This window comes from Diaminobutyricibacter sp. McL0608, from assembly GCF_039613825.1.
Lineage (GTDB): Bacteria > Actinomycetota > Actinomycetes > Actinomycetales > Microbacteriaceae > Diaminobutyricibacter.
Genome location: NZ_CP154826.1, coordinates 2,347,195 through 2,368,733, shown reverse-complemented (window position 1 = coordinate 2,368,733; position 21,539 = coordinate 2,347,195). Strand labels below are relative to the sequence as shown.

The window sequence follows — 21,539 nt, the reverse complement described above, 5'->3', positions numbered from 1 at the left end:
CATCGCGGTGGGTGGGGCGCGAAGCCTTGATGGATGTTCGGGGCCTCGTCGAGCGCATCCAGTACGACGACGAGGCGATCGAGCCACGCGCGACGATAGCGGATCTCGCGGGACTCGTCAGCCACATGCGTTCGGTCGGCATGGATGCGGTCCTGGACATCCAGGGGACCGGGGAATTGAGCGCATCCCACGAGCTCACCGTGTACCGGATCGTGCAGGAGAGTCTGACGAACGCACTCAAATACGGCGGACCGGGCGTCGCGGTGAGAGTGTCGCTGGCTTGGGAGGAGAACGATGTGAAGGTTACGGTCTCATCGGTGACCCAGGCCAACGCCAACCCGTCGGCTGTCGCAATGGGTGCCGGAGTCGGGATTCAGGGGATGAAGGAGCGGGCGCGGCTGGCTGGGGGATGGCTGACCACCGAACGGTCCGGGGACGACGAATTCGTGGTGTCCGCCTCGATTCCGGCCGACGCGCATCCGCGGATGACCGCCGGCGCAGGACTCGAGCGATGACCGCGTCTCCGATTCGTGTCGTGATCGTCGACGACCAGCCGCTGTTCGCCTCCGGAATGCAGATGCTCATCGAAGCCCAGCCCGACCTCGAATGCGTCGGGATCGCGGCGAACGGTGAGGAGAGCCTCGCGCTCGTCGAGCGCGCGCGGCCCGACATCGTTCTGATGGACCTGCGGATGCCCGTGCTCAACGGCATCGAAGCCACGCGGCGCATTCTGGATGGTCGGGGGACCGCCGAGACGCCGCGGGTGATCGTGCTCACGACCATCCAGAAGGACGAAGCCGTGTACAGCGCGTTGCGGGTGGGCGCCTCGGCGTTCCTCACCAAAGACGCGACTCCGGACGACGTGCTCGCCACGATCCGCGCGACCCATCGCGGGCAGTCGACGGTGACCGACGCGGCCGCCGTGGGGCTCATCCGCCAGTTCGGTTCCGAAGACCAGCGACACGATTCGCTTCACGAGCGACTGAGCGCACGCGAACGCGAAGTCATGCTGGCAGTCGCCGACGGATGTACGAACTCCCAGATCGCGACCCGCGCCCACCTCAGCGAGGCCACAGTGAAAACCCACGTGCGTGCGGTGCTCAGCAAATTGGACCTCCGGAGCCGCGTGCACATCGTCATCTACGTGTACGAGAACGGGCTCATCCCCACCCAGACCACGTCAGTAAGGAGAGGGCTGTGATGGCAAAGACCACGAGCAAGCGCGATCGGCAGACTCGCCCCAGTCGCCAGCGGATCGCCAAGATCGTCACGGCGAGTGTGGCCGCGCTCGCGGTCGGGGGTGTCGCTCTCGCGGGCCTTCCCGCCTGGGCGACCGGGCCGACGCCGAACCTTCCGGCGAAGGATGTGGATGCGTGGGTCATGCCGCTCGATCGCTACATCAGTGTCAGCTCGGTGGTGCCGGAATACGTGGAGAATCGGCAGACGATTCCGTGCATGGCCGACGCGGGCTACCACTGGCCCGTACCGAAGCGTGACATCGATGCGGCGGCCAATCGAACCGGGGATGCGACGGTGCAGCAGCCGTTGACGGCGGCAGTTGCACACGAGCGCGGCTATCATCCTGCGTCGACGAACGATCCGGGACTGCTCGCCACCCAGGAGTTGAACGCGGCCGCGATCAGCGACGCGGAGGACAAGGCGCTTCACGCCTGCTTCGACAAGATCCGCACGGTGATTCCACTCCCGTCAGTGAAGCAGGACCAGGCGAATCAGGATGCGGTCGCTCTCAGCAACGCCGCCTATCAGGACGCGCTGAACGATCAGACGGTGCTCGCCGCTGCTCGCCGCTGGCAGGAGTGCATGGGTTCGGATCCGCACCTGCCGGTGGCAGATTCACCCGCCCGGATGCCGTCGCCGCAGCTCGCGGATCATTTCGCGACGAGCCTCGAGGGGTCGACGGTCAGCCAGGCGGAGCGCGACCTCGCACTCAAGGATGTGGCCTGCCAGGCGTCATCCGGATATCGAAACGCACTCTACGAAGCCGAATGGAAACGCCAGGCAACAGTGCCCAGGCACGACGCGGAACTCTTCGCGCGGGTCGGAAACTCCAACGCTGAATACCGGCGGACGATCCTCGCGGCGCTGGCGCAGGTGCAACTCACAGGGGGATGAGCACTCGCTGCCGGCAGACAGAAGGCCCGTCCACTGGACGGGCCTTCTGTTGACTGGCTACCTGAGTGGTCGAACGCGCCCGACAACCAAGGGTGGTCGTCGTCCAGGCGCTCCCCGGCGCGGAATGGATCTGGTCGCAACTGGAGTCGTCCGCCGGTGTCACGTCCACGCCGCTGACGGTTCCCGGGGCGACAGGCGCCGCGTACCGCTTTGACACCGAACCGACCTGCTGGCGGACGCGATCATCGACCACAGCGGGGTGCAGGTCTCGGGAGTCACCAACGACCTCCCCGGCGCGAAGAACAAACTCGCGAAGGCGCTCACGGCCTTGGCGGCCTACCGAGGCGGACAGTAGCCATCGATATTCACCTCCGCTGCCATCACAATTAGTGAATGGGCACCCTCTACTACGGCAACGAAGAGTTCGAGTTCGAAGATCGCCTGCTCGCGCACATGAAGCTCGCGATCGTTGCCAAGTTGCTCCGTCATGAGAGCTTCCTGCTGAACTGGACCGTCCCGGTCGATCAGGGCTCCGGTCGGGTCAGCATCTGGATCAGCCGGGAGTCGCAGCTCACCTTCCGGTTCGCGGGTAGCCGGCCGCCCGCGATCAATCGTCGCTGGATCGAGGCGCTCGGTCTGAATGCGGCCCGCACAGGAGGGATGCTCGTGATCAGCGAAGACGAGGTCGATTCGACCTTCGCAGAGCACGGCATTGTGGCGATGCCGATCGAGGGGCCGGCAAGCTAGGCGATTCGACCTCTCTCGCTGACCGGACCTAACTGACCGACCTAGCTGACCGGAGCCGCCGGCGGAACGCTGGTGGCAGGAATCGCTGGATCGTGCATCCCGTATGCAGCGGCGCGGTCGACGCGTCCGCGCACGAAGATGATGGGGATGATCGCGAACAGCATGACCGCCCAGTTCGCGAGGTTGGCGACGCCCGCAAGCGGACCGGGGTGCAGGTTGCCGCCGGTCGCGTCGATTCCCCCGCCGAGAAGGATCAGGCTCGGGTCGGTGGAGGCGTGCAGCAGCATCGGCCAGATCAGGTTGCCGGTCACGCGCAGCGACGTGTACATGATCACGCCGAATGCGAAGGTGTAGACGACAGTGATGCCGACCACCAGCGGATTCTGTCCGGTGAACAGGTTGCCTGAGTGGAGTGCCGCGAAGATCAGCGACGACAGAAGCATGACGGAGCGCTCGCCGTAACCGCCGCGCCGAAGCAGGTTGACGGCGAAGCCGCGGGTGAGGAGTTCCTCGGCGAAGCCGATGCAGAGGCCGGAGATGAGCACGCCGACGACCGCTCCCGCGTTCCAGCCTGCCCAGTCGACGCTCGCGAATCGGAGGAGGTTGAACACGAGGACGATCGCGACGCCGATCCACATCCACCACGAGCCGCGGACCGGCTGACGGCCGAAGAGTTCCTTCAGCCATCTGAGCGAGAGCCCGAAGAGGACGAGCAGGATGCTGCCCACGAGGATCGGGGCACCGATGCCGATGAAGACGCTCAGCCCGTTCGCGAAGACATTGTCCTTGTCGACGAGGCCGCCGAAGGCGAGATTGATGAGGACACCTGCGAGCTGATAGAGGCCGTAATAGACCGCGGCGACCAGGAGCGCTTTCCACCAGCCGCCCCGGTTCCAGAACCGGCGCCAGGCCGACTGCTCGTTCGGTTGTTCGATTGATTCCACGGATCCCCCCTCTGTCGCCCCCCGTAGCGGAGCCTCGTTCACCCTATCTTCTTGGTTCGCACCGGCGGCGAGCACACGAAAAAGCGGCCAAACGTGCACGGATTCGCAGCTTTTTCCTGTGCTCGCGGGATGCGGGATGCGGGATGCGGGAGGCGAGGGTCGCGAGGCCGGGGCGAGCTATAGGCTGAACCGGTGTTCGAGCAGGCGCGTCCCAGTCCCCGGCAGTGGGCAACAGCGGTCGTACTCCGTTTCGCTGAGACGACGAACCTGTCGATCGCCGGCCGGCGGTTCGATGTTCGCGGGGCCGGTCCGCTCGCTCCGGCGCTGAGCGCACTGCTGGCCGCGATCGGAGCGCGCCGGATCGAGCGCGGAGAGCGGCCGGATTACCTGTTCTGCACGGGAGAGGATGCGTCGCCGCTCACACGCGCTGATCTCTCCTTCCCGAGTGCCGCCGGCGGCACGCGTCCGCTTCTCGTCGTCGACGCGACCCCGGAAGCATCCGCCACCGCATCCGCATTCGCGTCAGCCGACGCATCCGCACAAGCTCCCGCACTCGATGGCGGCGTCGCGCCCGTCGAACAGCTGCGCGACGGCGTGTGGGCGACGAACGTGCCCGACGTCGTCCTCGTGCGTCTCGATCGCGACCGCCGCGGGCCGGAACTCAGCCCGGCCGTCGCCCGGATCGCCTGGGCGCGCCGCTTCATGTCAACCGCCGAAGGCCTCGCTGCCCGAATGAAGGCCGACGGCACCGTCCGCGGACTCCGCGTCGGCCTCAGCATGGTGCTCGAGCCGAAGACGGCGGTGCTCGCCCTGACGCTTCGTGAGGCCGGCGCGGAGGTCGCCGTGTTCGCGCATCCCGACGAGACCGACGACACGGTCGCCGCGGCGCTCACCGATGCCGGGCTGCACGTCTACGCGCGATCGGATGCGGGACCCGCCGAGCACCGCGAGCTCGCGTCGGCCTTCCTGGCAGAGCACTCGCAGGTGCTGGTAGACGACGGCTCTCATGTGATCCGGCTGGCTCACGAGACGGCCCCGGAGGCGCTCGCCGGTCTGATCGGCGCGGCCGAAGAGACAACGAGCGGATTGCGGCCGTTACGAACGATGGCCGAGGAGGGGCGCCTGAAGATCCCGGTCGTCGCGGTCAACGACGCGCGCAGCAAGACTCTGTTCGACAACCGGTACGGCACCGGGCAGTCGTGCCTGTTCACGATCCTCGGGCTGACCGACGTCGACCTGGCCACCAGCACGGTCGTGGTCGCGGGTTACGGACACGTCGGCGAGGGCGTTGCACACCACGCGCGCGCCCTGGGAGCGACAGTCGTGGTCACCGAGCTCGATCCTGTTCGCGCGCTCGCCGCATCCTTCGACGGTTTCCGGGTCGCCCCGCTCCTCGAGGCTGTCGCGTCGGCGCAGCTGGTCGTCTCGGCGACCGGCGTGCGCGACACCATCAGCCTCCCGGTGCTGCTCGCCTGCGCTCGGGATGCGGTGGTCGCCGTCGCCGGCGGCGTACCGCAGGAGGTCGCGATCGACGACGCGCTTGCCCAGGGCGCTGTGCGCGAGACCATCGGGCGCAAACGGGAGCGGTTCACGTTCGCGACGGGGTCGAGCGTGGTGATCCTCGACGACGGCGGATGCATCAACGTCACGGCAGGGGAGGGCAACCCGATCGAGATCATGGACCTCTCGTTCGCGGTCCAGTTGGCGGCGATCCGTCAGCTCGTCGAATCGGCCGGGTCGCTGACTGTCGGCGTGCATCCACTGCCCGCGCAAGCGGACGACGCCGTTGCCGCGGAGGCCCTGAAGGCCGCCGGCGTACGCATCGACACCAGGACGGGACCCGCGCCCGCCGCGGAGATCTGGCCGCGATTCGGAGGCGAAGCATGAAGGGCGATGTGACGGTCTACTCGGCCGGACTGGTGGTCCCGATGACGGCGCCGCCCATCCTGCGCGGCGCGGTCGCGGTCAAGGACGGCCGCATCCTGCACGTCGGCGAACGGCGGTGGGTCATCGATTCGCTCGAACAGCAGGATGTTCCCTACCTCGAACAGTACTGGGCGGGCGCGGTGCTCCCCGGCCTCGTCAACGCGCACTCGCACCTGCAGTACACAGGCATGGCGGAGGTGGGGTCGCGACGGTACGACGGGTTCGACGACTGGGCGGATGCGTTCACCGTCGACTACGAGAAACCGCACGACTGGCGGGCGGATGCGCTCCGCGGCGCGAATGAACTCCTCGGGTACGGGGTGACCGCCGTCGCCGACATCGTCACCGACCTGGAGGCGGCGGATGTGCTCAACGAGGTCGGGATGCGCGGCATCGCCTTCTGGGAGGTGATGAACTGGGAGACGGCCGAGTGGAACGAACGCGGCCGCGAGCAGGTCATCGCCGACCTGGAGCGGATCCCGGCGACACCGGGCGCCGGCCTGTCGCCGCACGCGCCGTACTCGCTCGACACCGTCCCGCTGCTGGACATGCCGGACATCGTGCGGCAGCGCGGCCAGCGCCTTCACATCCATCTCGGCGAATCCGCGTTCGAGGAGGAGCGCGTCGACACCGAGGGCGGCGAGACGCACCGGGCCTGGCATTTCGTCGGAGTCCAGAGCTTCCGGGCGCTCCGGTCGCTCGGCTTCGGCACGAGCGCAACCGACTTCGTCGACCGGCTCGGCGTGCTGGGACCCGACTGCCACGTCGCACACGGCGTCTACATGACGGCCAAGGACCGGGCGCTGCTGCGCGCCCGCGGAACCTCGGTCGCACTCTGCCCGCGCTCCAACGAGGTCATCGGTCTTGCGCCTCCGCCCGTCGCAGCCTATCTGCGCGAGGGGAGCGCGATCGCGGTCGGTACGGACTCGCTGTCGTCGAGCCCGTCACTCGACCTGATGAGCGACGTCACCGCGCTCTACGCGATCGCGCGCGAACAGGGCTACGGGCGGTCGGATCTGCACTCGCGCCTCCTGTCCGCCGCGACACTCGGCGGTGCGCACGCGATCGGACTGGATGTGGGACCCGAACGCATCGGGCACCTCGCCGTCGGTGCCCGGGCCGACCTCGCGTTCTTCGATGTCGCGGTGAGCCGGGTGGACGACGCCCTGGCCGAACTCGTCGAGGCCGGCGCCGGTCTCGCGGTCGCGACCGTCCTCGACGGGGCGACACGATGGTCGGCTCCGTCCTGGACCGGACAGCGTGTCGCGGGAGCGGAGCGATCATGACCGAGCCGGTCGCGCGACGCACGGTCGCGGGGGAGCTCATCGAGTGGGTGGTGCCGTCGGCCCGCGCCCTCGAACTCGGGCTGGAACCGCATCCGGAAGGCGGCTGGTACCGCAGGACGTGGGCGGCGGATGCGCAGGTCGCCACCGAACGCGGCGAACGACCCGCGGCGACGCTGATCTACTTCCTGCTGCCGCGGGGGGAGGCATCCGCCTGGCACGTCGTCGCCTCCGATGAGCTCTGGCTCTGGCACGGGCCGGACGCGCTGGCACTTCAGCTCGGCGGAGACGGAGCCTCGCCGGTCGACGGCGAGATCGTCATGCTGGGCCCGGAGGAAGGCCGCGGTCAGCGCGCCCAGGGGCTCGTTCCTGCTGGTGTCTGGCAGCGCACGCTGCCGTCGGACGGCGAGACACTGGTCAGCTGCGTGGTCGCGCCGGGGTTCAGCTTCGACGACTTCACGCTCGTCGACGAACACAATCCGTAACGTGAACTGAGCGGCACGCGGTTTTCTTCTACCATCGAATGATTGGTCGCCCGAGACCTGGATGAAAGGTACCCCTGTGTCTGTTGTTCCCTCCCGCATTGCCCGTGCGCTCTCCGTGGCCGGCGTCGCAATCGTCGTCGCCGCCCTCGCCGCCTGCAGTTCGACCCCGTCGAGCTCGAACACGAGCCCGTCGGGAAGCGGACTGCAGACCCTGACGGCAGGCAAGCTCACGATCGCGACCGGTGAGCCGGCGTACTCGCCGTGGGTGATCGACAACAAGCCCGAGAACGGCAAGGGCTTCGAGTCCGCCGTGGCGTATGCCGTCGCCGAGAAGCTCGGCTTCGCGAAGAAAGACGTCGTGTGGACCCGCACCACGTTCGACAGCGCGATTGCACCGGGGCCGAAGGACTTCGACCTGAACATCCAGCAGTTCAGCATCTCAGACGACCGCAAGAAGGCCGTCGACTTCTCCTCGTCGTACTACACGACGAGCCAGGCGCTCGTGACCACGAAGTCCTCGCCGGCCGCGTCGGTGACGACGATCGACGGTCTGAAGAAGATCAAGATCGGTGTCGCCACTGCGACGACCACCTACACGCTCCTCAAGAAGGAGATCGGCGGTAACAACATCGCCGTCTTCAACTCCAACGACGACGCGGTGCTCGCCCTCAAGACCGGGCAGGTCGACGCTGTCGCCACCGACCTTCCGACTGCGTTCTACCTCGCAGACTCGCAGGTCGACAACGGCGTCGTCAGCGGGCAGTTCGCTGACACCTCCGGTGGAGACCAGTTCGGGATCGTCCTCCCGAAGGATTCGCCGAACACGGCGAAGGTCACCGCCGCTGTCGACGCGCTCCGCTCGAGCGGCGAACTCGACACCATCACCAAGAAGTGGCTGTCGACGACGGTGAACGTCCCGGTCTTCAAGTAACGGTGCGCGCTCGAACAGAGGCCCCTAGGGTGGGCTCGTGAGTCCACGAACAACGACACTGGAGACCAATCTCGACGGTTCGCCGCTGAGCGAGATCGAGCTGGACCGACGCGTCTTCCGCAAGAAACAATCCGGTCGGTCGGTACTGATCAGCCTCGTGAGCACGATCGTGCTCGCGGTGCTGGTCTGGGTGACCGTGGTGAACACGCCAGGCTGGGCGCTGGTGCAGCAGTCGTTCTTCAACGTGAAGATCGGCTGGGAGTACCTCGGCTCGATCCTGCTCGGCCTGTGGCTGAACATCCAGATCCTGTTCTTCGCCGCGATCGGCGTGGCCATCTTCGCGACGCTGATCGCGATCGTCCGCACCCTCCGCGGCCCGGTGTTCTTCCCGCTGCGCGTCATCGCGACGGTCTACACCGACCTGTTCCGCGGGATGCCGCTGATCATCGTCCTCTACCTGGTCGGCTTCGGCATCCCGGCCCTGGGTGTCTTCCCGCGCATGTCGCCGGAATTCTGGGGAACGACGGCGCTCATCCTGACCTATTCCGCCTACGTCGCGGAGGTGCTGCGCGCCGGGATGGAGGCTGTGCATCCGTCGCAGCGTCTCGCCGCCCGCTCGCTCGGCCTCTCGCACGCCCAGACACTTCGGCTCGTCGTCCTGCCCCAGGGGGTCCGCAAGGTGACGCCCGCCCTCGTCAACGACTTCGTCTCCATGCAGAAGGATGTGGGCCTCGTCTCCGTGCTCGGGGCGGTGGATGCGGTGCGCGCGGCACAGATCGCGTCGGCCGACACCTACAACTTCACTCCGTACATCGTCGCCGGGCTGCTGTTCGTCGCGATCAGCTGGCCACTCATCCGCCTCACCGACTACCTGTCGGCGCGAGCGCAGAAGCGCGAGCAGATCGGGGGCACCGTATGAGCGACGCGACGGGCACCACCGCGGAAGCCGACGTCGTCCTGCGCGTCGAAGGCCTCTACAAGAGCTTCGGGACCACACCCGTGCTACGCGGCATCGACCTGGAGATCGACCAGCACCAGGTCGTCGTCGCGATCGGCGCGAGCGGTTCGGGCAAGTCGACCCTGCTCAAGACGATCAACCTGCTCGAGCGGGTCGACGACGGCCGCATCTTCCTCAAAGGCGAAGACATCAGCGACCCCCGCATCGACGTCGACCGCACGCGGGCGCGCATCGGCGTCGTCTTTCAGCAGTTCAACCTGTTCCCGCACCTGAGCGTGCTCGACAATGTGACGCTCGCAAGCCGCAAAGTACACGGCATCGGGCGCGACGAAGCCGAGGCGACGGCGCTGGGCTGGCTGGAACGGATCGGGCTCGGCGCGAAGGTCACAGACTTTCCCGACCGGCTGTCCGGTGGCCAGCAGCAGCGGGTGGCCATCATCCGTGCGATCGTGACCAACCCGGAACTGCTGCTGCTCGACGAGATCACCAGCGCGCTCGACCCGCTGCTCGTCGGCGAGGTGCTCGATCTCGTGGCCGAGTTGAAGGCGGCAGGGTCGACCATCCTGATGACCACACACGAGATGCAGTTCGCGCGGACGGTCGCCGACCACATCATCTTCCTGCACAACGGGGTCCTGCTCGAGCAGGGTCCGCCCGAGCAGGTGTTCGACCACCCGCGCGAACTCGCGACCCAGCAGTATCTCGCGCGCGTGCACTCCGGCTGAGTCGCGCCGCCCCTCGTCCGCTGAGCTACTTGCGCCCTCCGGTTGCGGGCTCGCCGGTGCCCTCGGGCTCGTAACGGCCGACCGTCTCGATCGCGACCACCTTCGGGTCGTGCTCGTCAGCGCCGTAGTCGGCGCGAGTGGTGCGGTCGCGCCCGTCCGGCACCTTCAGCGCACGGAAGATCAGCGTCAGGATGACGGAGACCAGTGCGTTGATGACGAAGGCCGTTATGGCGATGTAGATCGGGACGTTGGTGAAGGGAATGGGCGCGATCGATCCGCCGAAATGCGCGTGCGTCACCGGGTTGACGACGTTGTAGGCGGCCATCGTGCCGTACATGATGCCCGCAGCCCAGCCGATCAGGAGCGCCCAGCGGTGGAACCACCGCGTGTAGAGACCGGCGACGATCGCAGGGAACGTCTGCAGGATCCACACCCCTCCGAGGAGCTGCATGTTGATGGCCGCCGACTGGTCCATGAGGATCACGAACAGCAGCGCGCCGAACTTCACCAGCAGCGACACCAGCTTGGAGACCTTCGCCTCCTGCTCGCTGGTCGCGTTCGGCTTGAACAGATCACGGTAGATGTTGCGTGTGAAGAGGTTCGACGCGGCGATCGACATGATCGCGGCGGGCACGAGCGCGCCGACCGCGATCGCGGCGAGGGCGACTCCGGCGAACCAGGACGGGAAATTATCGAGGAACAGTTTCGGCACCACGAGCTGCGGGTTGATCGCGCCGTTCAGGTCGACCGGGTTCGTACCCGCCTTAATCGCGACATACCCGAGCAGTGCGAGGAAGCCGAGCATCAGCGAATAGATGGGCAGAACGACCGCGTTGCGCCGGATGGTGTTCCTGCTCTTCGTGGACAGCACGCCGGTCACGGAGTGCGGGTACATGAACAGCGCCATCGCCGACCCGAGGGCAAGCGTCCAGTACGCGTTGAAGCTCTCGGCTCCCGGGATCACGGAGCCGATCGGCTTTCCCGTGGCCGGGCTGATCGTCGCCATCTTGTGCTCGGCAGCGTCGAAGATGCCGCCCCAGCCACCGAAGTGGGCCGGAAGCCAGATGATCGCGACGATCACGGCGATGTAGATGAGGAGGTCCTTGACGACGGCGATCACCGCCGGGGCTCGAAGACCTGCGGTGTAGGTGTAGGCGGCGAGGATGACGAACGCGATGATCAGCGGGAGATCCTGGGTGAACGCGTTCGTCGCGCTCCCGACGCCCAGTACGGACAGCACCGCCTTGATCCCGACGAGCTGGAGGGCGATGTACGGCATCGTGGCGACGATTCCCGTCACGGCGATGGCAGTCGACAGGGTCTTGCTGCCGTACCGCCCGCCGACGAAGTCCGCCGGTGTGACGTAACCGTGCCGATGCGACACCGACCACAGGCGCCCCATGAGGAGAAACACGATCGGGTACAGCACCACGGTGTACGGGACGGCGAAGAAGCCGCTCACCGCGCCAGTGCTCCACATGGCGGCAGGGACCGCGATGAACGTGTACGCGGTGTAGAGGTCGCCGCCGAGCAGGAACCAGGTGACCCAGGATCCGAACCCGCGGCCGCCGAGTCCCCACTCGTCAAGGGATTTCAGGCCGCGCTCCTCGGGCCTGACGCGCCACCGCGCAGCCACGAAACCCATCACCGCGACGCCCACGAAGATGACGATGACCACGGTCAGGGCGACGCCGTTCACGGGATTGGTCGGTCCGGCAGCGATGATCTGCTCGTCGGGCGCGCTCATTTCTGGCCCTCGCGCTTTCCGAATCGCACGTGTGCCGGGTGGTCGGGGTTGCCGCGGACAGCATCCCTTCGGCGGCGATCCTCACGCAGGATGATCCGGTAGCAGATCCACAGGATCACCGCGTCGACCAGCACCCACAGCATCTGATACCAGTAGAAGAACGGCATCCCGAACAGCGCAGGCTCCGAACGGGCGTAGATCGGTACGGCCAGCGGAAGCACGATCGCAATCGCGAGCAGGATCCCGGTGATGATGTAGGGGCCGGGTCGGGCCGGACCCCTGGTCGGTGTTTCTGGCGTCGTCATAGCGTCTCCCCTCGCCACTCCTGCGTGGTGCGGGCTGCACCGACGCAGGATTCCAGCGCGGACGGTACACCTGCCGCCTCCGCTGGTAAAGGTGGCCTACCGCCAGACAGATGCGATGCTGTGCGGGTACACCAGGACCGGGACCGCGTGCTTCGGAAGGGCGGCGCCCTCCCGGACCGCAGCCAGGACTTCGGCCTGATCGAGGACCAGCACGGGGTAGTCGTCCTCGGCCGCATACCGGTACACTGTGCGCGGGGATGCGGTCAGCGCAGCGAGCGGAAGGCGGCGCGCAGCTCCGAGGTGAACAGGTCGGGCTCCTGCCAGGCGGCGAAGTGGTTGCCCCGGTCGAGCTCGTTGAAATAGATCAGGTTGGGGTAGGCCTTCTCGGTCCAGCTCCGGGGCGCCTGGTACAGCTCGTTCGGGAACACAGACACGGCGGCCGGCACGTTCGCGCCTTTGATGTCGAAGAAGCCGAGCGTGTTCTCCCAGTAGAGCCTGCCCGACGACATGCCCGTGTTCGTCAGCCAGGTCATCGTGATGTTGTCGAGGACTTCATCCCGCGTGAGGCCGCCGACGGGATCGCCGTCGAACGCCTGCACGATGTCCGCGAGGCTGCGCGTGTCGTGGTCGAGCATCCACGCGGCCAGCGCGACAGGGGAGTCCGCGAGACCGTAGAGCGTCTGCGGGCGCTGCCCCATCTCGATCGCGTAGCCGAGACCCTTCGTGAAGAGCGCGTTGAGCTGGTCGAATGCGCGCTGCTCCTCGGCGCTGAGGCCTGAGGGCGGGTCGCCGGCGCCGAGCACGTTCGTCGCGAGCGCCCTCGAGATCTCGGGAGGGACGGTGCCGGGCATGTTCGAGTGGATGCCGAGCAGTTCCGCGGGCGCCTTCGAGCCGATCACGTCGGTGATCTGCGCGCCCCAGTCGCCGCCCTGGGCGACGAATCGCGTGTAGCCGAGGCGTCTCATGAGCGTGATCCAGGCGTCGGCTATGTGGAAGGGGTCCCATCCGGTCGAGGTGGGTACAGCCGAGAAGCCGTAGCCGGGGATGGAGGGGACGACGACGTCGAACGCATCCGCCGCATCGGGCGGATCGGTCAGCGGGGCGATGACATTCAGCATCTCGATGATCGAGCCCGGCCAGCCGTGCGTGATCAGGAGCGGAAGGGCGTTCGGATGCGGCGACCGCACGTGGAGGAAGTGGATGTCGAGGCCGTCGATCTCGGTGAGAAACTGCGGAACCGCGTTCAGTCGAGTCTGGAACCGTCCCATGTCGTAGTCGTCGGCCCAGTAGCGGGCGAGTTCCTGGACGGTGGCCAGCGGCACGCCCTGCGACTGGTCGGAGACTGTCTCGCGCTCCGGCCATCGGGTGGCCTGAAGTCGGCGGCGCAGATCTTCGACGTCAGCCTGGGAGACATCGACGGTGAATGGTCGAATCGATGCGTCGTCCCCGGTTGCGTCTTGAGCAGCGGTGTTCGTGGTCATAGCTCTACTCCTGTCCCTGTGTGGTGTGGTTCGTTGCGGGACGGATGAGTGGGTTGGCCGCCGGTGTTCAGGTCGTCACACGTCGACACCCACCGCCCCACGCGGGACAGGCTACGCCTCAGGCGGGATCGCGCGCCACGAGTCGCTCGAGATAGTCGCCGAACCAGAGAACGCGGAAGGCGGGGATGGCGAGCGGCGCCCACGCAGACACCTTCGCAACACCGGCCTGCGAAGTCGACATGTCACTCAGGGTAGCTCCCGGCGGGAAGGTGTCCCGCGCAGACGAGTGGCCCGGCATCGCTGCCGGGCCACTCGTCTGTCACTGTGCTACTTCACTGCTGCGAGCCATCCGACCCGGGCGCTGCCCCAGCCGGTCTCCGTGTCCCAACCCACGCCGACCTTCAGGGTCGTGTTCGTGGTGTTGAACGAACGCACCGAGTAGGTGTATCCGGCGGATGCGTCGAGCCCGTTGACGAAGTCGACGCGGATGTTGCCTGCATCGATTCCTGCGCCGGTCACGTCGTGGAAGCCCGACGGGTTGGCGTAGATCAGCGGGTTGAGCAGACCAAGCCGGTGACCGCTGGCCTGGATCTTCAGGGCGGTCATTCCGGCGAACAGCGGCGAAGCGAGACTCGTTCCGCCGATGCGGTAGGTGTCGTACGCCACGCCTTCGGGGAAGGTCTGCGTCTGACCGACCAGCATGCCGGTCGTCGGGTCACCGTTCATCGAGACGTCAGGCACCGCGCGTCCACCGGTCGGGCTGTGGATGCCGGCCGCGACCTGGTAGCTCGGCTCCGGGATGTTGGTCGAGTATCCGCCGCCACCACCGTAGAGGAACGGTGTGGTCGGGGACCAGGCGCCGTTGACGATCGTGTACTTGGTGGTCTGCCAGCCGGTCTCACCGGTGACTCCTGCCTGGGTGATCGCCGTCGAGGTGCCGCCGACCGCCGTCACGTACGGGTCGGAGGCGGGGTAGTCGGTCTGTGCCGAACCGAGCGCAGCGACCTCGTCACCGGCGTCGCCGGAGGAGAACACATAGCTGATTCCCTGGATCGCGCCCTGGAGGAACGCGAGCTCGAATGCCTGGAGCAGCGACGTCTTCACGACGTCGCCGGCGCCACCCCACGAGTTGGTCACGATGTTCGCGACTCCCTCGTTATTGATGCGGGTGAACGTGTCGAGCAGGTTCTTGTCCTGGCAGTTCTTGCCTGCGTAGTACCGGATGTTCGCCGCCGGTGCCATCGCGTGAACGGCCTCGACATCGAGCGTCTCCTCGCCGTACCAGCCGGATGCGTCGCACTTGTTCGGGCCGACCTGGGTGAACGAGTCCGGAAGGCTCTGGCTGAACTGGCCCGGTGTGAACGCCTTGTCGCCGGTGTCCGTCGCGTAACGGTTGGCGTCGGATGCGATGGTCGGCGAAGCGTACGCGTCGGTGATGGCGACGGTCACGCCTTTACCGGTGAGAGCCTTGCGTGCCCCAGCCTCGTAGCTGTTGCGCAGCTGTGGGCCGGTGTACCCGCACGGTGCGTACGGCAGGACCTTTCCGTTGAACTTCGGCAGCACCGTTCCGTCGGGCGTGGGGAGGTTGTTCGGGTTCTTGTCGCCGTACCACGTGGAGCAGATCGGCGCGTTACGGAACCCGGCGCTGGGCGGTGAGGGCTTCGTCGTGAGAGGCGCGACGACAGTGGCGGTCGTGTCGAGTCCTGAGACGGCGATCACGGATGCGGCGACGCCGTCGGGCGCGCTCGCGTGGCCGGTGGGCGCCTGGACCTGTTCGCCGTCGTGGCTGAACTTGGCGATGGAGACGCCGAACGCCTTGTTGGCGGCGCTCACGCTTCCGGAGACATCGAGGTATTGGTGATTCGCACCGACGCTCACCTTGAGGCCCGCGCCGGTCAGCCATCCACTGACAGCATTGACAGTGGCGGTGGTGGCGTCGTACTTCGCGTGATACTGCGCCGGCGTGAGGTACTGGTTGCTGCTCGACGCGGCGGTCGCTGCGGCCTGCAGTGCGGCGAGCCCTCCATTGGGCGCGAGGTACACGCGGGCACTGACCGGGGCGCTCGCCGCAGCGACGCCGAGGTTCTTTCCGTGGGCCAGCCAGCCGGGGGACGAGTTAGGTATGGGTTTCGAGGCGGGGGCCGCGGTTGCTGCACCGGCTCCCGTGAGCGCCGCGACAACTGCCGCGACCGCTATCAGTGACACTCCAAAAGCATGTTTACGCATCAAGGATCTCCTGACGTCAAAGTCGGTCGTCCGACGGTTGTCGGCCAACCATGTGCCACCGTATGACCGAAAACCGTCGGCGACAAGACTTTGGAGAACGTGAGAAATAGTCGTATTTCTGTGGCGCAGTTGACGACGCGGCGCTACCATCGGCATCACGCACTAATAAACCTGCGTTTCGATCCTTTTCGCTCCACGTTTACCGGTCTCGCTCACACGACGTTCGTCGCTGCTTGAAGGGAGTCCGCGTGCGACGCGTTCTCGCAGCCTTCTTCGTGCTTGCGCTCGCCTTCAGTGCGGCACTCTTCCTCGCGATTCCGGCGTCCGCCTCGGAGAGCGCTCATCACGGTGACCACGGGTCGGGCTGGCACGCGCCCGCCCCGACGAAGCATCCGTCGCCATCGCCGAAGCCGACCCCGACACCCACCCCGACGCCTACGCCGAAGCCCTCGCCGACTCCGATGCCGGTACCGGTCGCCGATCCTGTGCCCGCGCCGGCCCCGGTACCGACCGCCCCTGCGAGCCCGCCTGCGACGACTCCTGCCCCTTCGCCGCATCCAACACCGAGCGCCCCCGTACCTTCGCATCCCACGACCCAGCACTCAACGCCCACGCCCGCCCCGACCCAGACGCCGAAACCCGCCCCATCTTCGCCGCCGACACCGCTACCCACCCCGACTCCGAAGCCGGGTCACCACCACGACGACCACGATCATGATCACGACCAGGTCCCGCCCGTCTCGTTCAGTTTCTCGCCGGGTGCGGTATCCACCTTCGGCACTCTCCAGCACGGGGCGAACGGCATCGACCTCTACTCGGTGAGCGGTCGGCATCCCTCGTTCAGCAGCGCGTGCGTCTGGAACTGGTCGAAGCCCGTCTGCCATTTCGGCGGACTCGCACCGGGCACCTGGGAACTCAAGCCGCACTACGCCTGGCATGAGTTCGACGCGTTCTTCAAGCTCGGCCGGTCGGTGTACTTCATCGTCCCGCAGGCTCCGACGTTCGCCGCGGTCGACAACGGCGACCAGAGGGTGACATTCCAGAGCGCCGGGGTCGCAGGCGATCGCGTGAGCGTCTGGGGTGGGGACGAGCGCACGTGCTCGGCGACCGTCGACGGCGAGGGAACGTCGGCGTGCACGAGCGGCACGCTCCAGCCCGGGGATCACACCTTCACGGCGATCCAGGTCGACCGCGGGTCGGGCGGTTCCGGCAGCGTCGACTGTGCGACATATGTCTCAGGCGGAATATCCCCTCGCACGGATCCCGTCAGCGTGACGGTCGCGGCGCCGGCTCCACCAGGACCGGTCACGATCGACCCGAACAGCTGGTCGTTCGGCATCTTCGGCGTCGACCTCAGCAAGCTGCATCTGGGCGATCACTTCACGATCACCGGTCACGGCCTGCCGACCGGACTGTCGATCCTGATCGAACTGCATTCCACCCCGGTGGTGCTCGGCGCGGCGACCGTGGGGCAGGACGGCTCGTTCAGCCTCGATACGGTCGTCCCGACGGACACTGTTCCCGGCGGACACGACGTCATCGTGTCGGTCAGCGGGCCCGGGATCGTGCCGGCGCAGAAGAGCGTCCATGTCACAGTGCTCGCGGAGGAGCCGGCCGTCACCCCGCCGGGTGTCCCCAGCCCGGAGCCGGTTCCGGTGCCCGTGCCCAGCCCGCTCGCTGCGGACACTCCGGTCGTGGCACCCGTCGCCATCCCCTTGGCGCTGGTCCCGTTCGTGGCCGTGAAGCCGCCCGTGGCGACACAGACCGGAAGCGACTCGCCGGGCACCAAACCCGACGCCGGACCCACAGCGACGAAGCCCGCGACGGTCGCTCCCAACATCCTGACCAATGCGATCCGGACGTTTCAGGACATCCTCGCGCATCCGCAGAAGGTGTCCGCATCCGTTGCGATCGGCCTGGTCCTCATCATCTTCGCGACGCTGCCCGCGCATCTCCTGAATGCGACGCTCTCGGAACAGTACGAACGCTTCGCCCGGCGCCTGCCCAAGCCGAAGAAGCCGCCGCACTGGCTGGAAGCGGTGACCGGCTGGCTCAACCGCGAACCGGTCGTCGGGGTTCTCACCATCGTCGTCACCACGGCGCTCCTGTTCGGGTTCGCGGATCCGACCTTCGGCTTCACCCTCGCATCCCTGCGCCTCTTCCTCGCCTGCGCAGTCGCCCTCTTCTTCGTCGGTTACGTCGCGAACGCGATCACGCTGGTCATCGCGCACCGGCAGTGGGATATCGACGTGGCGATCAGTGTGCGGCCGCTCGGGCTCATTCTCACAGTGATCGGCGTCATCCTGTCGCGGTTCCTGCACTTCTCGCCCGGATTCCTGGTCGGGTTGATCCTCGGCCTCACGATCGCCAGCGGCAAGGCTGTGCAGGCGTCCGCGTGGAAGGTCGTGCTCACACGCACAGTGATCCTGCTGACGATGGGCATCGTCGCGTGGGGTGCGTTCAGCGTGCTTGCGAGCGAGCATGCGACCGAGGAGTCGTTCGGTTCGGCGCTGCTGGCCGAGACACTGGTCGCGGTCACGACCGAGAGTCTGGTGGCGCTCGTGGTCGTGCTGCTGCCGTTCCGCTTCCTCGAGGGTGAGCGGATCTACCAGCGGTCGAAGATTCTGTGGGCTGCGGTCTACCTCTTCGCGCTGACCGCGTTCCTGGTGGCCGTGGTCTCGTGGGACGGCAACTGGGAGGTACTCGGCACGGCGTTCTGGCTCTGGATGGCCGCATTCATCGTCTTCGGCGCTCTCTGCCTGGGCGTGTACCTGTACTTCCGGTACTGGGCGCCCCCGCTGTATGTGGTAGGCGAGCCCGAGAACGAGCAGATCCCGATCAGCGACGAGGCGTGATCGCGGCGAGGCGTCCGTCGCTAGCGCTGCCCTAGCGGCTGAGCATGAGGACGAAGAAATCGGCGATCCCTGCACAGATCTCACCGATGGTCGACAGCCAGCGCGTAACGGTCAGGCGCATCCGCTGTGTGGGCTTGCCCATCGAACTCCTGACGTGCGCTTGGCGTTTGGTCACAGCTTAATGGCTGCGCTTTCCTCCCTACGCCGAATCGCGCGGACGTAACGTTGAGGTCGTAACGATCAGGAAAGCGAGTGTCATGACGCCCAACCCGATACCGGCCATCCATCACGCCGTCATCACCGTGAGCGATATCGAGGCGAGCCTGCGGTTCTACCGCGACGGCATCGGACTCGCAGTACTTCAGGATCGCGACGTCGAAGGCGACTGGCCCGCACTGTTCCGCGCGCCCTCGACGCGGCTGCGGGCGGTCTTCCTCGGCAACCCGGACGTGCCGGATCGTCAGGCGGGCGTGCTCGAACTGAACGCGTTCGAGTCCGACGCGCCAGAGCCGCGGCCGCAGGCGTTCCACGCGGGGCTCACAATGCTCTCGTACTTCGTCGACGTCGATGAGACGCTCGCCCGGCTGTCGTCGCTCGGCTTCACCGAGCCCCCGCGTCGGATCGACCAGACAACACCGGGCGGCATCCTCACCATCGCGGTCGTGCGCGATCCGGATGGCGTAGCCATCCTGCTCACGCCCGGTTCGCTCACTCGGCCCAGCGCATCCGCCGACTGACGCGCAGAAGGGTCAACTTCCGCTAGTGCCGCCCCGGGCGACTAGCGGAAGTCGACCCCTCGAGCGAGCGCGCGTGAGCGGGCCGCGCTGCAAGAATCGCGAGACACGTCAGGGAGCGACACGCGGCTTCAGTGTGGGCGCGGGCGCAGCGTACGCGGCCACGAATCCCTGACGCCAGCTGGGATACCGGAGGGTCCACCCGAGCTCGCGTTTCGCCTTCGCGTTGTCGGCACCGCGTGCCTCGGTCGCCGTTCTGACGCCGCTCTCCCCGGCGACGAGTCGGGCGAGCCAGACCGGCAGGCGGCGCGGGTGGCGCGCGCCCACCGCCTCCGCGAGGGCGGGCAGCCAGTCGCTCAGGGGCGCCGGCTCGTCATCGACGATGTTGTAGATGCCGGCCTGGCCGTGTTCCAACGCCAAGACGGTCGCCGAGGCGGCGTCATCGAGGTGCACGAACGACATGTAGCCTCCGCCTCCGCCGACGATCGGGAACATCCCTTTGCGCACCGCACCCGGCAGCTGGTCGCTCGCGTCACCGTAGAAGCCTCCGTAGCGCAATGCGATTCCGCCGGCCGCGGTGACCGCGGTATCCACGTGGGTCATCGCGTCGAACGTCTCCCGGGTACTGGCGAGAAGCGACGAGTCCAGTGGGTCGTCCTCGGTCTTGACCATGCCGCCGACGCGGGCGTAACGATAGGGCGCGAAGCTCTGGGCGACGAAACGCTGGACGCCGGCATCCCGAGCCGCCGCGAGGAGGCCGTCTGTGCCGGTGGTGCGGAGCCGGTTCGTCTTCGCGAAGGTCTTGTCGAGGGAACGGGAGAACCCTCCGCCCGCGAGCGCGGTCGCCTCGTGGATGATGGCGTCAGGCGCAGAATCCCGCACCGCCCTGCGCACGGCGTCGCTGTCGAGCAGGTCGAGCTGGACCGCTTCAGCCCCGAGGTCGCGAATGCGGGCGGCCTTCTCCGGCGACGATGTGAACGTGCCCACCACGTCGTGACCGTGCTCGACCAATCGGGGGATCAATCGCGCGCCGATCACGCCGCTCGCTCCCGAAACGAATACTCGCATCGCGGTTCTTCCTTCCAGTCGTTCCCCGCTCTGTCACACTCCGCGTGTTTCGGGGGTCATTGCTCTGACACCTGAGAACGGGAGAATGTGACCGATGGACGAAGAAGAGTGGCTCGCGAGGCAGTTCGAGGCGCATCGCGGGCATCTGCGTGCGGTGGCGTACCGGATGCTCGGATCGCTCAGTGACGCCGATGACGCTGTGCAGGACACGTGGTTGCGCCTGTCGCACGCGGACACCGACGAGGTCGAGAACCTCGGTGGATGGCTGACGACGGTCGTCGCGCGGGTCTGCCTGAACATGTTGCGGACCCGAAAGACACGCGGGGAGGAGTCGCTCGACGCTCGTGTGCCCGACCCGATCATCTGGCGCAGCGACGCATCCAATCCTGAGCAGGAGGCCGTGCTGGCCGATTCCGTCAGCCTCGCGCTGCTCGTCGTGCTCGACACCCTGACTCCGGCGGAGCGTTTCGTGTTCGTGCTGCACGATCTGTTCGGTCTTCCGTTCGACGAGATCGCACCGATGGTGGGGCGGACCTCGGCGGCGGCCCGGCAACTCGCGAGCAGGGCGCGGCGACGTGTGAAGGGTGCGCCGGTGCCCGCACCGGACGAGGACCGCCGCCGTCAGCGCGAAGTGGTGGATGCGTTCTTCGCGGCCGCCCGCGACGGCGACTTCGACGCGCTCGTCGCGGTGCTCCACCCCGATGCGACGTTGCGGGTCGACGCGGGCACCGCAGCCCCAGGCGCCTCGATGGTCGTCCGCGGGGCAGAGGACGTGGCCCGGCAGACGAGCGCTGGCCTCAAGACCTCGCTCACACGCCCGGGCACCGAGCTCCAGCCCGCGATCGTCAACGGCGGAGCCGGCGTGATCGTGGCGATGGACGGCAGGGCCGTGACGGTGATGGGCTTCACCATCGCCGACGGGCGGATCGTCGAGATCGACTCGATCTACGACCCTGCACGGATCGCCAGGATCATCGAGCTGGCCGACTGA

General features: G+C 67.1%; 21 protein-coding genes. 13 read left to right on the top strand and 8 right to left on the bottom strand.

Annotation, left to right across the window (positions count from 1 at the left end):
- Window positions 1–29: 29 nt before the first annotated feature.
- The 4 genes from AAYO93_RS11270 to AAYO93_RS11255 all read left to right on the top strand — a co-directional run bounded on the left by AAYO93_RS11270 (window position 30) and on the right by AAYO93_RS11255 (window position 2,880).
- Complete coding sequence (locus tag AAYO93_RS11270) at window positions 30–515, top strand: sensor histidine kinase (protein ID WP_345761280.1); 486 nt, start codon at window positions 30–32, stop codon at window positions 513–515.
- Complete coding sequence (locus AAYO93_RS11265) at window positions 512–1,201, top strand: response regulator transcription factor (RefSeq protein ID WP_345761279.1); 690 nt, start codon at window positions 512–514, stop codon at window positions 1,199–1,201. The genes AAYO93_RS11270 and AAYO93_RS11265 overlap by 4 nt, the downstream gene beginning before the upstream one ends.
- Window positions 1,198–2,133, top strand: a complete 936-nt coding sequence (locus AAYO93_RS11260) for a hypothetical protein (RefSeq protein ID WP_345761278.1) — start codon at window positions 1,198–1,200, stop codon at window positions 2,131–2,133. The genes AAYO93_RS11265 and AAYO93_RS11260 overlap by 4 nt, the downstream gene beginning before the upstream one ends.
- A gap of 393 nt (window positions 2,134–2,526) precedes the next feature.
- Entirely contained in the window at window positions 2,527–2,880 is a 354-nt protein-coding gene (locus AAYO93_RS11255) for a hypothetical protein (RefSeq protein WP_345761277.1), read from the top strand.
- A gap of 41 nt (window positions 2,881–2,921) precedes the next feature.
- Here AAYO93_RS11255 and AAYO93_RS11250 read toward each other — a convergent pair whose 3' ends face one another.
- Window positions 2,922–3,824 (bottom strand): CPBP family intramembrane glutamic endopeptidase, encoded by a 903-nt coding sequence (locus AAYO93_RS11250; RefSeq protein ID WP_345761276.1) that lies wholly within the window; start codon window positions 3,822–3,824, stop codon window positions 2,922–2,924.
- A 192-nt stretch (window positions 3,825–4,016) separates the two neighbouring features.
- On the opposite strand from AAYO93_RS11250, the gene AAYO93_RS11245 reads away from it, so the two are divergent.
- The 6 genes from AAYO93_RS11245 to AAYO93_RS11220 all read left to right on the top strand — a co-directional run bounded on the left by AAYO93_RS11245 (window position 4,017) and on the right by AAYO93_RS11220 (window position 10,132).
- Window positions 4,017–5,711 carry an adenosylhomocysteinase gene (locus tag AAYO93_RS11245; RefSeq protein WP_345761275.1) on the top strand — a complete coding sequence of 565 codons (1,695 nt, stop codon included), beginning with the start codon at window positions 4,017–4,019 and terminating at the stop codon, window positions 5,709–5,711.
- The gene (locus tag AAYO93_RS11240; protein ID WP_345761274.1) at window positions 5,708–7,036 is read left to right on the top strand and encodes an amidohydrolase family protein; all 1,329 of its coding nucleotides are present in this window, start codon (window positions 5,708–5,710) and stop codon (window positions 7,034–7,036) included. The genes AAYO93_RS11245 and AAYO93_RS11240 overlap by 4 nt, the downstream gene beginning before the upstream one ends.
- Complete coding sequence (locus AAYO93_RS11235; RefSeq protein ID WP_345761273.1) at window positions 7,033–7,518, top strand: cupin domain-containing protein; 486 nt, start codon at window positions 7,033–7,035, stop codon at window positions 7,516–7,518. The genes AAYO93_RS11240 and AAYO93_RS11235 overlap by 4 nt, the downstream gene beginning before the upstream one ends.
- A gap of 76 nt (window positions 7,519–7,594) precedes the next feature.
- On the top strand, window positions 7,595–8,449 hold the full coding sequence (locus AAYO93_RS11230) for an ABC transporter substrate-binding protein (protein ID WP_345761272.1): 855 nt from the start codon (window positions 7,595–7,597) through the stop codon (window positions 8,447–8,449).
- 37 nt (window positions 8,450–8,486) lie between these two features.
- Window positions 8,487–9,368: an amino acid ABC transporter permease gene (locus AAYO93_RS11225; RefSeq protein ID WP_345761271.1), complete on the top strand. Its 882-nt coding sequence runs from the start codon at window positions 8,487–8,489 to the stop codon at window positions 9,366–9,368.
- Window positions 9,365–10,132 carry an amino acid ABC transporter ATP-binding protein gene (locus AAYO93_RS11220; RefSeq protein ID WP_345761270.1) on the top strand — a complete coding sequence of 256 codons (768 nt, stop codon included), beginning with the start codon at window positions 9,365–9,367 and terminating at the stop codon, window positions 10,130–10,132. The genes AAYO93_RS11225 and AAYO93_RS11220 overlap by 4 nt, the downstream gene beginning before the upstream one ends.
- 25 nt (window positions 10,133–10,157) lie before the next feature.
- On the opposite strand, the gene mctP is transcribed toward AAYO93_RS11220, so the two are convergent.
- From mctP to AAYO93_RS11190, 6 genes are all read right to left on the bottom strand, one after another.
- Window positions 10,158–11,879, bottom strand: a complete 1,722-nt coding sequence (gene mctP, locus AAYO93_RS11215; protein ID WP_345761269.1) for a monocarboxylate uptake permease MctP — start codon at window positions 11,877–11,879, stop codon at window positions 10,158–10,160.
- Entirely contained in the window at window positions 11,876–12,184 is a 309-nt protein-coding gene (locus tag AAYO93_RS11210; RefSeq protein ID WP_345761268.1) for a DUF3311 domain-containing protein, read from the bottom strand. The genes mctP and AAYO93_RS11210 overlap by 4 nt, the downstream gene beginning before the upstream one ends.
- A gap of 96 nt (window positions 12,185–12,280) precedes the next feature.
- Window positions 12,281–12,430 (bottom strand): hypothetical protein, encoded by a 150-nt coding sequence (locus AAYO93_RS11205; RefSeq protein ID WP_345761266.1) that lies wholly within the window; start codon window positions 12,428–12,430, stop codon window positions 12,281–12,283.
- A 17-nt stretch (window positions 12,431–12,447) separates the two neighbouring features.
- Window positions 12,448–13,665: an epoxide hydrolase family protein gene (locus tag AAYO93_RS11200; protein WP_345761265.1), complete on the bottom strand. Its 1,218-nt coding sequence runs from the start codon at window positions 13,663–13,665 to the stop codon at window positions 12,448–12,450.
- 118 nt (window positions 13,666–13,783) lie between these two features.
- Window positions 13,784–13,906 carry a hypothetical protein gene (locus tag AAYO93_RS11195; RefSeq protein ID WP_345761264.1) on the bottom strand — a complete coding sequence of 41 codons (123 nt, stop codon included), beginning with the start codon at window positions 13,904–13,906 and terminating at the stop codon, window positions 13,784–13,786.
- An 86-nt stretch (window positions 13,907–13,992) separates the two neighbouring features.
- Window positions 13,993–15,870, bottom strand: coding sequence for a S53 family peptidase (locus AAYO93_RS11190; protein ID WP_345761263.1), 1,878 nt, complete (start codon window positions 15,868–15,870; stop codon window positions 13,993–13,995).
- A 269-nt stretch (window positions 15,871–16,139) separates the two neighbouring features.
- Between AAYO93_RS11190 and AAYO93_RS11185 the strand changes: the two genes are divergently transcribed.
- Window positions 16,140–18,746 (top strand): hypothetical protein, encoded by a 2,607-nt coding sequence (locus AAYO93_RS11185; protein WP_345761262.1) that lies wholly within the window; start codon window positions 16,140–16,142, stop codon window positions 18,744–18,746.
- 257 nt (window positions 18,747–19,003) lie between these two features.
- Window positions 19,004–19,483, top strand: coding sequence for a VOC family protein (locus AAYO93_RS11180; RefSeq protein WP_345761261.1), 480 nt, complete (start codon window positions 19,004–19,006; stop codon window positions 19,481–19,483).
- 108 nt (window positions 19,484–19,591) lie between these two features.
- On the opposite strand, the gene AAYO93_RS11175 is transcribed toward AAYO93_RS11180, so the two are convergent.
- Window positions 19,592–20,548 carry an NAD-dependent epimerase/dehydratase family protein gene (locus AAYO93_RS11175; RefSeq protein ID WP_345761260.1) on the bottom strand — a complete coding sequence of 319 codons (957 nt, stop codon included), beginning with the start codon at window positions 20,546–20,548 and terminating at the stop codon, window positions 19,592–19,594.
- 94 nt (window positions 20,549–20,642) lie between these two features.
- On the opposite strand from AAYO93_RS11175, the gene sigJ reads away from it, so the two are divergent.
- The gene (sigJ, locus tag AAYO93_RS11170; protein ID WP_345761259.1) at window positions 20,643–21,539 is read left to right on the top strand and encodes an RNA polymerase sigma factor SigJ; all 897 of its coding nucleotides are present in this window, start codon (window positions 20,643–20,645) and stop codon (window positions 21,537–21,539) included.

What these genes read in the sequence shown, in the direction of transcription:
- AAYO93_RS11270 (WP_345761280.1), top strand. Translation starts at nt 30, where the DNA reads ATGGATGTTCGGGGCCTCGTCGAGCGCATCCAGTACGACGACGAGGCG.
- AAYO93_RS11265 (WP_345761279.1), top strand. Translation starts at nt 512, where the DNA reads ATGACCGCGTCTCCGATTCGTGTCGTGATCGTCGACGACCAGCCGCTG.
- AAYO93_RS11255 (WP_345761277.1), top strand. Translation starts at nt 2,527, where the DNA reads ATGGGCACCCTCTACTACGGCAACGAAGAGTTCGAGTTCGAAGATCGC.
- AAYO93_RS11240 (WP_345761274.1), top strand. Translation starts at nt 5,708, where the DNA reads ATGAAGGGCGATGTGACGGTCTACTCGGCCGGACTGGTGGTCCCGATG.
- AAYO93_RS11235 (WP_345761273.1), top strand. Translation starts at nt 7,033, where the DNA reads ATGACCGAGCCGGTCGCGCGACGCACGGTCGCGGGGGAGCTCATCGAG.
- AAYO93_RS11220 (WP_345761270.1), top strand. Translation starts at nt 9,365, where the DNA reads ATGAGCGACGCGACGGGCACCACCGCGGAAGCCGACGTCGTCCTGCGC.
- mctP (WP_345761269.1), bottom strand. Translation starts at nt 11,879, where the DNA reads ATGAGCGCGCCCGACGAGCAGATCATCGCTGCCGGACCGACCAATCCC.
- AAYO93_RS11210 (WP_345761268.1), bottom strand. Translation starts at nt 12,184, where the DNA reads ATGACGACGCCAGAAACACCGACCAGGGGTCCGGCCCGACCCGGCCCC.
- AAYO93_RS11200 (WP_345761265.1), bottom strand. Translation starts at nt 13,665, where the DNA reads ATGACCACGAACACCGCTGCTCAAGACGCAACCGGGGACGACGCATCG.
- AAYO93_RS11195 (WP_345761264.1), bottom strand. Translation starts at nt 13,906, where the DNA reads ATGTCGACTTCGCAGGCCGGTGTTGCGAAGGTGTCTGCGTGGGCGCCG.
- AAYO93_RS11180 (WP_345761261.1), top strand. Translation starts at nt 19,004, where the DNA reads ATGACGCCCAACCCGATACCGGCCATCCATCACGCCGTCATCACCGTG.
- AAYO93_RS11175 (WP_345761260.1), bottom strand. Translation starts at nt 20,548, where the DNA reads ATGCGAGTATTCGTTTCGGGAGCGAGCGGCGTGATCGGCGCGCGATTG.
- sigJ (WP_345761259.1), top strand. Translation starts at nt 20,643, where the DNA reads ATGGACGAAGAAGAGTGGCTCGCGAGGCAGTTCGAGGCGCATCGCGGG.